6 protein-coding genes and 1 pseudogene are annotated in these 13,140 nt (G+C 73.4%); 3 read left to right on the top strand and 4 right to left on the bottom strand.

Annotation, left to right across the window (positions count from 1 at the left end; genetic code table 11):
• Positions 1-11: 11 nt before the first annotated feature.
• Positions 12-1,385 carry a flavin monoamine oxidase family protein gene (locus AC5Y4Z_RS03765; RefSeq protein WP_499960997.1) on the top strand — a complete coding sequence of 458 codons (1,374 nt, stop codon included), beginning with the start codon at positions 12-14 and terminating at the stop codon, positions 1,383-1,385.
• Positions 1,386-1,398: 13 nt separating this feature from the next.
• On the opposite strand, the gene AC5Y4Z_RS03760 is transcribed toward AC5Y4Z_RS03765, so the two are convergent.
• From AC5Y4Z_RS03760 to AC5Y4Z_RS03745, 4 genes and pseudogenes are all read right to left on the bottom strand, one after another.
• On the bottom strand, positions 1,399-2,760 hold the full coding sequence (locus AC5Y4Z_RS03760) for an HNH endonuclease signature motif containing protein (protein ID WP_499960996.1): 1,362 nt from the start codon (positions 2,758-2,760) through the stop codon (positions 1,399-1,401).
• Positions 2,761-3,004: 244 nt separating this feature from the next.
• Positions 3,005-3,645, bottom strand: a pseudogene (locus AC5Y4Z_RS03755) (methanethiol S-methyltransferase); the annotation flags it as partial.
• A 5-nt stretch (positions 3,646-3,650) separates the two neighbouring features.
• Complete coding sequence (locus AC5Y4Z_RS03750; protein WP_499960995.1) at positions 3,651-4,733, bottom strand: PPE family protein; 1,083 nt, start codon at positions 4,731-4,733, stop codon at positions 3,651-3,653.
• Positions 4,733-6,517, bottom strand: a complete 1,785-nt coding sequence (locus AC5Y4Z_RS03745; protein ID WP_499960994.1) for a PPE family protein — start codon at positions 6,515-6,517, stop codon at positions 4,733-4,735. Before AC5Y4Z_RS03745 ends, AC5Y4Z_RS03750 begins: the two co-directional genes overlap by 1 nt.
• 358 nt (positions 6,518-6,875) lie before the next feature.
• Here AC5Y4Z_RS03745 and AC5Y4Z_RS03740 point away from each other — a divergent pair, with 358 nt between their 5' ends.
• A complete protein-coding gene (locus tag AC5Y4Z_RS03740; protein WP_499960993.1) occupies positions 6,876-10,115 on the top strand; it encodes a LuxR C-terminal-related transcriptional regulator in 3,240 nt (1,079 codons plus the stop codon).
• Positions 10,116-10,304: 189 nt separating this feature from the next.
• Positions 10,305-13,049: a PE family protein gene (locus tag AC5Y4Z_RS03735; protein WP_499960992.1), complete on the top strand. Its 2,745-nt coding sequence runs from the start codon at positions 10,305-10,307 to the stop codon at positions 13,047-13,049.
• The last annotated feature ends 91 nt before the right edge of the window (positions 13,050-13,140 follow it).

Below are 13,140 nucleotides of genomic sequence, written 5' to 3'. Positions count from 1 at the left end.
AGGAGCCAGCCGTGTCGGAGGTCGATTACTGCGTGGTCGGCGCCGGGTTCGCGGGCCTGACCGCCGCCCTGCGGCTGAAGCGAGCGGGTCACTCGGTGGCCTTGCTGGAGGCGCGCGACCGGGTCGGCGGGCGCACGTTCACCGAATATCGGCCGGACGGAACGTGGGTCGACCGGGGTGGCGCGTGGATCGGGCCGGGCCAGGACCGCGTCTACGCGCTGATGAACGAGTTCGGGGTGCCGGAGTACAAGCAGCACAACGACGGCGACGCCATGATGATCGTCGGCGGGAAGAAGCATCGCTACGGCGGCGCCATCCCCTGGACGATGAACCCGTGGACCGTCATCAACCTGGGTCTGGGCCTGCGCGCCGTGGAAAGCATGTGCAAATCCGTTCCGCTCGAATCCCCTTGGGAGGCAGAGCGAGCCGAGGAGTGGGACCGCATCAGCCTGGCCGAATGGATCGAAAACAACACGATGTCCAGGCCGGCCCGGGAGATGCTGGACATGGCCCTGTCCGGGCTCTACACCTCGGCGGGGTCGGAGACGTCATTGCTGTGGGCGTTGCTGCAGACGGGATCCGCCGGCGGCCCGACCTTCGCCATCTCGGGCAAGGGTGGCTCCCAGGACGCCCGCCCGGTCGGCGGGATGGGCGCCATCTACGGGCCGATGGCAACCGAAGTCGGTGACGCGCTGCACCTTTCGCAACCGGTCCGCCAGATCGCCCAGGACGACGGCGGCGTGACCGTCCGCGCCGACGGCATGACGGTGCGGGCACGGCGGGCGGTCGTCGCGATCCCCTTGGCGATCGCGACATCGATCGTCTACGAACCGATGCTGCCGGTGGACCGGGCCTTTTTGCATCAGCGGATGCCGAGCGGCGCGGTCGTCAAGATCTCGGTCGTCTACGACGAGCCGTTCTGGCGCGCCGACGGGTTGTCGGGCCAGTCGGCCGCGCCGGGATCCCCGGCGACCCTGACCATCGATGCCTGCACCGACACCGGCAGCCCGGGCGTCATGTGCGTCATCAGCGAGGGACCCGCGGCACGGCGGCTGGGCAGGCTCGACGAGGCCGAGCGCCGGGCGTTGGTCATCGGCGAGCTCGTCGATCGGTTCGGCGCAAAGGCCAACGCGCACCGCGAATTTCACGAGCAGAACTGGACCGTGGACCGCTATTCCGGCGGCGGCATGATCAGCCACGCCGCGCCCGGGGTGCTCACCCAGTTCGGTTACACCCTGCGCGAGCCCTGCGGGCGCGTCCACTGGGCCGGCACCGAGAGCTCGGCGATCATGTGCGGGTGGGTCGACGGGGCGATTCGCTCGGGCGAGCGCGCCGCGGCCGAGGTGATGGCGCACGACGCCGCGGGCGCGGCCCTGCCGGCCTAGCCGACGTCTGCCGCTACGGGTCGTCTTCATCGTCGTTGTCGGTGAAGCGTTCGGGGTGGTGGTAGGCGTTGGTCCTGGGCTGTCCGTGATCCAGGTGTGCGGGTGGGATCCATTCGGTTTCGCCTCGGGCGTTGATGCGGGTGGTCCAGCCCTGTTCGGCCAGGCGGTTGTCGGGGCCGCAGGCCAGGGTGAGTTCGTCGATGTGGGTGCGCCGGGTGGCTTGCCAGCCTTTGATGTGATGGACCTGGCTGTGATACGCCGGGGCGGTACAGCCCGGCTTAGTGCAACCACGGTCCCTGGCGTACAAGACTATTCGCTGCGCCGGAGACGCCAACCGGTTGGTGTGATACAGCGCCAGCGGTTTGCCGTCGTGGAAAATCGCCAGGTAGTGATGCGCATGGGCGGCCATGCGGATCACGTCGGCCATGGGCAGCAGGCTGCCCCCGGCGGTCAGGGCCTTGCCGGCGGCGGCCTCGAGCTCACGCAACGAGGCGATGGCCACGATCCCTACCGGTAGCCCGTTGTGGCTGCCCAGCTTCCCGGAGGCGAGCAGGGCGCGCAGCGCGGCGAGGAAAGCGTCGTGGTTGCGCTGGGCGGTGCTGCGGGTGTCGCGGCGCACCGCCTCGTCGTCGGGGGTGTCGTCGACGACGGGGGTGTCGTCGTCGGGGTTGCAGGCGCCGGGGGCGGCCAGCTTGGCCAACAGCGCCTCGATCGCGGCGCGCAGCTCGGGGGTGACCAGCCCGCTGATGCGTGACATGCCGTCGAATTCCTGCTTGCCGAAGACGATGCCGCGCCGGCGGGCGCGCTCGCGGTCGCTGAAGTCGCCGTCGGGGTGGATCCAGTCCATGATCCGCTGGGCATACTTGGCCACCTCGTCGGGCCGGTACTGGGTGGCCTTGCCGGCCAGATCCTTCTCGGCGGCCTCGCGCAGCGCCGGGTCCACCTCGTCGGGCAGATGGGCGAAGAAACTGCGGATCACCTTCACATGCCCATCGCCGATCAACCCCTGGCGTTGGGCGGCCGCGGTCGCGGCAAGCCGCGGCGCCAGCGGTTCACCCGTCAGCGCGCGGCGCTGACCGAGATCCTCGGCCTCGGCGAGGCGCCGACCGGCCTCGGCCTTGGTGATGCGCAACCGGTCGGCCAGCGCCGTGACCAGGCTGCCGCCCAGCTCGGCGGGGCCGGCCTGGGCGTCGAGCTGATTGATCAGCGTGTGTTGGGGGGCGCGCAGCCGCCGCGCGGCGCGCTCGAGGCGCTCCAGCACCCGCAACCGCTCCGGGGTGGTGAGCACATCGAAGGACAACGCGCCCACCCGGTCCAGGCCGGCATCGAGCGCGTCGAAGGCTTCGACGATCTCCTCGCGACTGCTGCAACCCATACCGCCGACACTACGAACCATCACCGACAAGAATCCCGACAATGTGACGCCTGAAACCAAAGTGACACAAGAAATTTCGCGCGCCCCGGGAGCCGCCGCCGTTAGACGCACAAACCCCGCCCAAGGTTCCATCGAATCGGCTTAGCGCCGTTCGAGCTCCCCACGCGCCTGGTTCCACGGAAATCCGTTGTCCGAGGCCGTCGGGTAGACCGTCGCCCGGCGCAGCACCGGAAACACGGTGCCGGACAGTTCGGCGATGACGGCGGCGGTCAGCGCCGATCGCCGCCGCAGCTCGCGTTCCTCCTGCCGGACGAAGACGACGATGTACCCGGTGGCGGCAAGCGCGAAGAGCAGATGCCCCGCCGTCATCAAAGGGGTGGCCCAGAACGCGACCACGAAGCCGGACATAACCGGGTGGCGCGCCGGCCAAGACACCGGTTGAGAACCGAAACTCGCGCCGTCGGAACGCTTGACGGCTCCGATCGCGACGACCGCCCAGCCCAGCCAGAACATCGCGTGCAACCCCCACCGGCCCGTCGGTGACGGTACCTCCCACACCACCGCGGGAATGGGACGCCATTGCCAATAGAGCAGGAACAGCGTGAGGCTCCCGAACAACACATAGCTGCCGCGTTCCATCGACTGCGCCAGGAAGCGCGCCCACCACCGCCGGAACACCGGATCCGCCATGACGCTCTGCTGGAACGCGAACAGGCCGAGCAGCAGCAGATCGACCACGACCGCCTTGTGCGGCGACGCGGTCACCGCGTGGTCGATGCTGCGCGGCATCGCGATGTTGCCGACGAAGCCGATCCCGCACAGCAGCGCTGCGCGAGACAGCAGGTAGCACGCCGCACCGTAGCCCCGGATCACGTTGTCCCGCAGACCCACTAGCCGACCCCGACACGCGGCACCACGCTCGGCCGCGACTGCACCACATGGTTCGGGCTCGCCCCACCGCGGCCCATCATCCCGGCGGGGGCACCGCCGCCCATGCCGCCCATCGGCATCGGCATCATCGGCATCCCGCCCATCGCGGCGCCGTATCCCCCTGCGGCACCGGGCATTCCGCCGCCGAGCCCCGACATCGCCGAGCTGACCATCCGGGTGGGAGTCGAGCCCTGCCACGTCGGCGGCACCGACATCGCCCCCACCAGCCGCGCCTGGCCCAGGCCCGCCGACATGGCCAGGCCCCCGCCACCGCCGAGCGGCTTGAACGCGGTGTCGCCCACGAACTTCGGGGCATCGGCCCCGATCGCGGCCGCGCCGGCCAGCCCCGCCGTCCCGGCGTTCGCGCCCTGGGCCAACGACATGATCGGGGACATCAGCATGCTGACCGGAAGCGATGCGACCTCCGCCAGCGACGACAACGACTGCAGGGGCACACCGGAAGCCAGCGACTGCAGCGTGCCCACCACGAGCGGGACCGCGCCGGCGACGCCCGCCGGGTCGAGTGGCGGCGAGGCGAACGGCGTCAGCGACGACGCGACCGCCATTGCCCCGGCGTGATAGCCGAGCATCGCGGCGACGTCCTGCGCCCACATCTCCGCGTAGTGGAATTCCGTCGCCGCGATCGCCGGCGTGTTCTGGCCCAGAAAGTTGGTGGCCACCAACGACATCAGCTGAACCCGGTTCGCCGCCACGGCCGCCGGGTGAACGGTCACCGTCTGCGCCGCCTCGAACGCCGTGGCCGCCGCGCGGGCCTGCGCCGCGGCCCCCTCGGCCCGCGCCGCCGACCCCGCCAGCCACCGCACGTACGGCGCGGCGGCGCCCGCCATCGCCTCGGCGGCCGGGCCCGACCAGGGCGCGGCGGTCAACGCCGCGACCACCGAGGCGAACGACGTCGCCGACGCCCGCAGGTCGGCGGCCAACCCCTGCCACGCCGTCGCCGCCGCGAACAACGGACCCGCCCCCGCGCCCGCGTACATGCGCGCGGAATTGATCTCCGGCGGCAACAACGAAAAGTCCGACATCACTGGAAGAATCCGGCCACGGCGTCGCGCTTGTTGAAGAACCCCGAGTCGTCGTTGCCCGAGTTGCCGACGCCCGAGTTGAAGACGTTCGAGTTGCCGATGCCGATGTTGTCGAAGCCGGTGTTGCCGATGCCGGCGAGGAAACTGCCCGAGTTGTCGATGCCGACGTTGTTGCCGTTGCCGGAGTTTCCGAAGCCCGCTTCCTCGGCCAGGCCGGTGTTCTGGAAGCCGGAGGTGTCGCCGCCGCCCGTGTTGAAGAACCCGGAGCTGCCGATTCCCGCGTTGCCGAAGCCCGAATTCTTCACGCCCACAGGCGTGATCGCACTGCCGAAGCCGGTGTTCAGGCTGCCCGAGTCGAAGCCGCCGGTATTGCTGGAGCCGGAGCTCCCCCACCCGGTGTTGATGTTGCCGGCGTTGAAGTCACCGGTGTTGAGGCTCCCCGCGTTCCCGCTGCCCATGTTCTGGAAGCCGGAGTTGTCCATCCCGAAATTCTGGGAACCGCCGTTGAGCATCCCCATGTTGTTCGCGCCACCGTTGGCGAAGCCGAAGTTGGAAAATCCGCTGTTCCAAAACCCGGTATTGCCCTGGCCCGCGTTGGTGAAGCCGGTGTTGAAGCTGCCCGAGTTGCCGAAGCCGAAGCTGTGGTTGCCCGAGTTGAAGATGCCGACATTCCCGGTGCCCGAGTTGAAGAAGCCGATGTTGCCGGTGCCCGAGTTGCCGAAGCCGATGTTACCGATCCCGGAATTCAGTGCGCCGACGCCGATCTGGTTGTCGCCGGTCAGCCCGAACCCGATGTCGTTGTTGCCGGTGTTGCCGAACCCGAAGTTGTTGTTGCCCGTGTTGGCGATGCCGACGTTGTTGTTGCCGCGGTTGCCGACGCCCATGTTGGCGTCGCCGCGGTTGCCGCTGCCGAGGTTGCCGTTGCCCAGATTGCCGTTGCCGGTGTTGGCGTTGCCCAGGTTTCCGGCGCCGACGTTCCCGATGCCGTTGTTGCCGAAGCCGGTGTTGGTGTTGCCCGCGTTTCCGCTGCCCATGTTCTGGTTGCCGCGGTTGCCGCTACCGATGTTGCCGAGGCCGTTGTTGCCGTTGCCGACGTTGGTGTTGCCGATGTTGCCGCCGCCCACGTTGCCGTTGCCGGTGTTGCCGCTACCCACGTTTTGATTGCCGGTGTTGCCGCCGCCCACGTTCTGGCTGCCGGTGTTGCCCGGGCCGAGGTTGAGGTTCGCGAGCGCCGCCTGCACCTGACCCAGCGGCCCGGGCAGGTTCTGCAGCGCCTGCGCCATCGGGGCCAGCCGCGCGGCCACCGCCGAGGCCCCGCCGTGGTAGCCCACCATCGCGGCCACATCGGCGGCCCACATCTGCTCGTACTGGGCCTCGGCCGCCGCGATCGCCGGGGCGTTGAGCCCCAACAGGTTCGACCGCACCAACGACACCAGCTGGCTGCGGTTGGCCGCCACCGCCCCCGGATGCACCGTCGCGGCCACCGCCGCCTCGAACGCCGACGCCGCCGCCCGCGCCTGCCCCGCCGCACCCTGCGCCTGGGCCGCCGCCGCCGACAGCCAGCCCGCGTACGGCGCGGCCGCGCCCAGCATCGCCGCGGCCGCGGGGCCCTGCCAGGCCCCGCCCGTCAGGCCCGCCGTCACGGACCCGAACGAGCTCGCCGCCGAACCCAACTCGCCCGCCAGCCCCTCCCAGGCCGCCGCCGCGGCCAGCATGGGGCCCGGCCCGGCACCCAGATACACCCGCGCCGAATTGACCTCCGGCGGCAGTACCAGGAAGTTCATCGCCACGTCCCTTCGTCGATCGCACTCGGCGGGACCTGCGCAGCGAACGCGCGAACCGCCCCCGATGTCTATTGACAGCGAGTCAAATATGTGGGGCGTGACGTCGAACTAACGTCGGTCGAATCGCGTAGATACACAACATGAGGGGTCGTAATTGCAGCCGGGTGCGGGGTCGTAGACCCGCCCCACGGCAAAGGGTCCACCCGCGCGCCCGGGTCGGTCGCGGTTCCCGCCGCCGCCCCGATGACCTCCATCTTTTTCGGGTGGTATGCGTCCCGCGGTGGCGGGCATGAGCGAAACTGATGTCCGCGCGGATATTGGGTCACGCAACGGGCGTGACCGCGGCGCGAGGGAGCTTATGCCCGCAGGAACGGTGACCCTGCTTCTCGCCGACTTCGACGGCTCCGAGCGACTCTGGGAGACCCGGCCGGAGCAAATGACGGCCGCCCTCGTGCGGCTCGACCGCCTGGCCGCCGAGGTCGTCGCCGCGCACGACGGCGTGCTGGCGGAGGAACCCGGCGCCGACGGGGGCTTCGTGGCCGCGTTCGCGCACGCGACCAACGCCGTGGCCTGCGCGGTGGAGCTGCAGCGCGCGGCGCTGGCGCCGATCCGGCTGCGCGTCGGCGTGCACACCGGCGAGGTGCAGCTGGACGACGCCGGCGCCTATGTCGGCCCGACGCCCGACCGGGCCGCCCGGCTGCGCGACCTCGCGCACGGCGGCCAGATCCTGGTCTCGGGCATCACCCGCGACCTGGTCGCCGACGAACTCCCCGACGACGCCTGGGTGACCGACCTGGGCGCGCATCAGCTCGGCGACCTGCCCCGCCCGGAGCGGGTGGCGCAGCTGTGCCATTCGGACCTCGACGTCGAGTTCCCGCCGCTGCGCACCACCGGCAGCCTCGTTCCGCACGGCCTGCCGGTGCAGCTGACCCGCTTCGTCGGCCGCGTCACCCTGACCGACGACGTGGCCAAGGCGCTGTCGGAGAACCGGCTGGTGAGCCTGGCCGGCACGGGCGGCGTCGGCAAGACGCGGCTGGCGGTGCAGGTCGCCGCGCAGGCGGCCGCCGAGTTCGACGGCAACGTGTGGTTCGTCGATCTCACACCGGTCACCGACGCCGAGGTGGTGCCGGTCGCGGCGATCCGCGCGCTCGGCCTCCCCGACCAGCCGGGCCGCTCGGCGACCGAAACGCTGGTGCGTTTCCTCGGCGACCGCGAGGCGCTGCTGGTGCTCGACAACTGCGAGCACCAACTCGACGCGTGCGCCGACCTGACCGTCGCGCTGCTGGGCGCCTGCCCGCAGCTGACCATGCTGACGACCAGCCGCGAGCCGCTCGGCGTGGCCGGCGAGCTGACCTGGCGGGTGCCCGCGCTCTCGCTCGCCGACGAGGCGATCGAGCTCTTCGTCGACCGGGCGCGCCTGGCCCGGCCCGACTTCAGCATCGCCGTCGACGACAGCGCCGCGGTGCGCGAGATCTGCGACCGGCTGGACGGCCTGCCGCTGGGCATCGAGCTCGCGGCGGCGCGCGTGCGGATGATGTCGCTGGCCGAGATCCTCGACGGACTGCGCAACAGGTTCCGGCTGGTGACCGACGTTCCCGCCGGCACGCGCGGCAAGCGGACCCTCGGCGGGTCGGTCGACTGGTCGCACACGCTGCTCAGCGAGCCGGAACGCCGGCTGTTTCGCCGGCTGGCGGTCTTCCGGTCCGGGTTCGACCTCGACGCCGCGCGGATCATCGGCGACGGCGATCCCGCGCAGCAAGTGCAGGTCCTCGACCGGCTCGCCCAGTTGGTGGACAAGTCGCTGGTCGTCGCGGAAAACGCCGGCGACCGGACGCGGTTTCGGCTGCTGGAGACGGTGCGTCACTACGCGATGGCACGGCTGCGGGAATCCGGCGAAGCCGACGAGGTCCACGCCCGCCACCGCGAGCACTACGCGGCGCTGGCCGCGCTGCTGGACAGCCCCGCCGACGCCGACCACCAGCGCCGCATCGAACAGGTCGAGATCGAGATCGACAACCTGCGCGCCGCGTTCGAATGGTGCCGCCACAACGGGGAGATCGAGCGCGCGCTGGAGCTGACGTCGTCGCTGCAACCGCTCTGGCAGACGCGGGGCCGCATCCAGGAGGGCCTGGCCTGGTTCGACGCCACCCTCCCCGAGGGCGACGCGCGGCACTCGGACATCTCGGCGCTGGTGCGCGGGCGGGCGCTCGCCGACAAGGCCGCCCTCGACGCGTCGCGCAGCATCGGCGACAACCTCGAGCAGGCGCAGCAGGCCGTGGCCATCGCCCGCGAGCTCGACGACCCCGCCCTGCTGGCGCGCGCGCTCACCGCCTGCGGCGCGATCGCGTCGTACAGCGCCGACGCCGCGCGCCCGTACCTCGCCGAGGCGATCGGCATCGCCCGCGCGCTCGACGACCAGTGGCGGCTGACGCAGATCCTGACCTGGCAGGCCAACGGCGCCTTCTACGCGGGCGACCCGATCGCCGCGGGCGCGGCCTCGCGGGAGGGATGCGAGCTCGCCGACGCGATCGGCGACCGGTTCGACGCGCGTTCGTGCCGCTGGACCCTCGGGTTGGCGCAGCTGATGCAGGGCGAGTTGGCCGAGGCCGTCGCGCAGTTCGAGGCGGTGACCGCCGACGCCGACGCGTCGCACGACGTGCTGTTCCGGTGGGGCGCCCGGCTGAGCCTGAGCCTTGCCCTCGCCTTCCGGGGCGAGACCGGCGCGGCCGCGGCCGAGGCCGACGCGTCGCTGCGGGCCGCCGCCGACCTGTGGCCGTACAACGAGGGATTCAGCTACGCGGTCTCGGCCACCGCGGCCGTGGCCGCCGGCGACGTCGCGGCCGCGGCCGAGGCGACCGAGGCGGCCCAGCAGCGGCTCAGCGTGCAGGGCGAGCTCGGGGCGGCGATCGCCAACCCGATCGCCGAGGTCGCGCTGGCGCGCGGCGACCTGATCGAGGCCGGGCGCCGGGCCGACCAGCAGGTCGCGGTGTCGTCGGGCTGGCACCTGGCCCGCGCGCTGACCACGCGGGCGCGCATCGCCCTCGCCAAGGGCGAGCCGGACCAGGCGGACCGCGACGCGCACAAGGCGCTGGGCTGCGCGGCGGAATGCGGGGCGCACCTGGCCGTGCCCGACGTCCTCGAGTGCCTCGCCCGGCTGGCCGCCGACGGGCAAAGCCCGCGCGACGCGGCGCGGCTGATGGGCGCCGCCGACACGATCCGCCGGCGGATCGGGGTGGTCCGCTTCCGGATTTACGACGCGGATCACGAGCGGGCGCTCGCGGCGATTCGCGACGGGCTGGGCGACGAGGACTTCGACGCCGCGTGGGCCGAGGGCGCCGGCCTGTCGCTGGAGGAAGCCGTCGCGTACGCGCGCCGCGGCCGTGGGGAGCGCAAGCGCCCGAGCAGCGGCTGGGGCTCCCTCACCCCGACCGAACGGGACGTCGCGCGGCTGGTCGCCGACGGCCTGGCGAACAACGAGATCGCCGCGCGGCTTTTCGTCTCGCGGCGGACCGTGCAGACCCACCTCACGCACGTGTACGCGAAGCTCGGCATCAGCTCGCGGGTGCAGCTCGCCCAGGAAGTGACCGGTCACGGCTGAGCCGCGGCACGCGTGCGCGGGACTGCTACGTACTTCGACGGGCGAATCTACGACCCCCCGGCGTGCGCAATCTACGAGCTATGACCGACGTACGTCGGCGGGCCGCCTCGCATCCTTGAGTCGAATCCACAGCGTCGGCTGGGGTGGCGACCGCATCCCGGAACGCGTGCTGACGACCGGGAGGACGCGATGTCGTTCGTATTGGTGGCGCCCGAGATGCTGGCTGCGGCGGCAACGGATGTGGGAAACATCGGATCGGCGCTGAGCGCGGCCCATGCCGCCGCGGCGGCGCCGACCACGGCGATAGTGGCCGCCGGCGCCGACGAGGTGTCGGCGGCCCTGGCGTCGCTATTTTCCGGGCATGCGCAGCTGTATCAGGAGATCAGCGCCGAGGCGGCGACCTTCCATCAGCAGTTCACCCAGGCGATGAGTGTCGGCGCGACAATGTATTCGGCGGCCGAGGCGGCGGCCGCGTCCCCGCTGCAGAGCCTGCTGGACGGCATCAATGCGCCCATCCAGGCGGCAACCGGGCGCCCACTGATCGGCAACGGGACCAGCGGAACCCCGGGGACCGGGCAGAGCGGCACGCCCGGCGGCTGGCTGATCGGCAACGGCGGCGCCGGCGGATCCGGCACACCCGGAACCAACGGCGGCAACGGCGGCAACGGCGGCGCCGCCGGGCTGATCGGCCTCGGCGGGGCCGGCGGGGCGGGCGGATCGGCCACGACCGGAACCGGCGGGACCGGCGGGACCGGCGGGGCAGCCGGGCTGTTCGGCGCGGGCGGCGCGGGCGGCGCCGGCGGCGGCTCGATCCAGGGAGCCGGCGGGACCGGCGGGGCCGGCGGCAACGCCGGCATGCTCTCCGGCGCGGCCGGGACCGGCGGCGCCGGCGGGTTCACCCAGAGCAACACCGCGTCCGGCGGGGCCGGCGGCGCCGGGGGCGCCGGCGGGATGCTCTCGGGCGGCGGCGCCGGGGGGATGGGCGGGTTCAGCGACGCCGGGACCGGCGGGGCCGGCGGCGCCGGCGGAATCGGCGGCATGTTCGGGCCCGGCGGCACCGGCGGCCATGGCGGGGAAAGCCAGGGCGGCATCGCCGGCGCCGGCGGGACCGGCGGGGCCGGCGGCGTGTTCGGCGCCGGCGGCGCCGGCGGCAGCGGCGGGCACGGCGCAACCTTCGGCGGGGCCGGCGGAACCGGCGGCAACGCCGGCATGCTCAGCCTCGGCGCGGCCGGCGGCGCCGGCGGCATCGGCGGCGAAGGCGTCACCCCGGGCGGCTTCGGCGGCGCCGGCGGGGCCGGCGGCAACGGCGGCATGTTCTTCGGCGACGGCGGGGCCGGCGGCAACGGCGGGTTCGGCGCCCAGAACGGTGGCAAGGGCGGGGCGGGCGGCGCCGCCGGCATGCTCAACGGCTCCGGCGGTGCGGGTGGCACCGGCGGGGCCGCCGGCACCAGCATCGGCGGACCCGGCGGCGCCGGCGGCGCAGCCGGGATGTTCGGGAACGGCGGCAACGGCGGCAGTGGCGGCGCCGGCGGCAACGGCGCCGGCAGCATTGGCGGCAACGGCGGGGTCGGCGGCAACGGCGTGCTGATCGGCGACGGCGGCAACGGCGGCAACGGCGGGACGGGCACGTTCAACCCGGGCAAGCCGGGCGCGGGCGGCACCGCCGGCCAGGTGCTGGGGCTCGACGGATTCAACGCCCCGGCCAGCGCCTCGCCCATGCACACCATGCAGCAACAGGCAATCGCTGCGATCAACGCGCCCGTCCAGGCGGCGACCGGGCGCCCGCTGATCGGCAACGGCGCCAACGGCGCCGCGGGGACCGGAGCGGCGGGCGGGGCCGGCGGCATCCTGTTCGGCAACGGCGGCCTCGGAGGATCGGGCGCCGCGGGCGGGGCCGGCGGAGACGGCGGTGCGGCAGGGCTGATGTTCGGCTCCGGCGGCGCCGGCGGCGCCGGCGGTGCCTCCGCGACCGCCAGCGGCGGGGCCGGCGGGGCCGGCGGGTCGGGCATGCTGTTCGGTTCCGGCGGCGCCGGGGGCGCCGGCGGTAGGACGACGGGCGCGGGCACCACCGGCGGGGCCGGCGGTACCGGCGGCAGTGCGGGGCTCCTCCTCGGCGCCGCCGGCAACGGCGGGGCGGGCGCGGGCACCGGCACGGGCGGGGCCGGCGGGGCCGGCGGCGCCGGCGGGCTGTTCGCCAACGGCGGGGTCGGCGGGTACGGCGGGTTCGGCGGTACGGCCGGGGCGGGCGGCGCCGGGGGCGTCGGCGGGCTGTTCTCCGGCGGCGGCGACGGCGGCGCCGGCGGCTCGGGCTCCAGCGCCGCCGGTGCCGGCGGGTCCGGCGGCGCCGGCGGGCTGTTCGGCGGGGGCGGCGGTGGCGGCACCGGCGGTTTCGGGCTCTCGGGCACCGGTGGACGCGGCGGGGCCGGCGGCAACGCCGGAATATTGAGCATGGGCGCCGGGGGCGGCGCCGGCGGCTTCGGCGGGTCCGTCTTCAACGGCAACGGCGGGGCCGGCGGCAATGGCGGCGCGGGCGGCTTCCTCGTCGGCGACGGCGGTGCCGGGGGCGCCGGCGGCGCCGGCTTGTTCAACGCCACGGGCGGTACCGGCGGCACCGGCGGCAATGCCGGTCTGCTCAACGGCTCCGGCGGCGCGGGCGGCGCCGGGGGCGCCGCCGGCCTGAGTGCTCTCACCCAGGGCGGCGCTGGCGGGGCCGGCGGCAAGGCCGGGGCGATGGGCAGCGGCGGTGACGGCGGCTCCGGCGCGGACGGTCACGGCGGCGCCGGCGGCGCCGGCGGGAACGGCGGCAACGCCCTCCTGATCGGCGACGGCGGCAACGGCGGCAACGCCGGCACCGGCCCACCGAATGGAACGCCGGGGACCGCCGGCGCCGGCGGGCTGCTGCTCGGCCAGAACGGCAATATCGAATCGGCGTAGCTCGCGGTTGTCCGCCGCGTTTCGGCGGGCGCCTGCGCGCCGTACGGCCGCTACTCGAGCTAATCCCCAGTGGGCCTTGCGCTTCGGCGTG

The organism is Mycobacterium sp. NGS63, assembly GCF_059812295.1.
The sequence above is the reverse complement of the archived record's forward strand: the minus strand, read 5'-3'. Positions and strand labels throughout refer to the sequence as shown.

Bases quoted from the DNA above. Each gene is read 5' to 3' on its own strand.
- AC5Y4Z_RS03760 (WP_499960996.1), bottom strand. From the start codon at position 2,760: ATGGGTTGCAGCAGTCGCGAGGAGATCGTCGAAGCCTTCGACGCGCTC.
- AC5Y4Z_RS03745 (WP_499960994.1), bottom strand. From the start codon at position 6,517: ATGAACTTCCTGGTACTGCCGCCGGAGGTCAATTCGGCGCGGGTGTAT.
- AC5Y4Z_RS03740 (WP_499960993.1), top strand. From the start codon at position 6,876: ATGCCCGCAGGAACGGTGACCCTGCTTCTCGCCGACTTCGACGGCTCC.
- AC5Y4Z_RS03750 (WP_499960995.1), bottom strand. From the start codon at position 4,733: ATGTCGGACTTTTCGTTGTTGCCGCCGGAGATCAATTCCGCGCGCATG.
- AC5Y4Z_RS03735 (WP_499960992.1), top strand. From the start codon at position 10,305: ATGTCGTTCGTATTGGTGGCGCCCGAGATGCTGGCTGCGGCGGCAACG.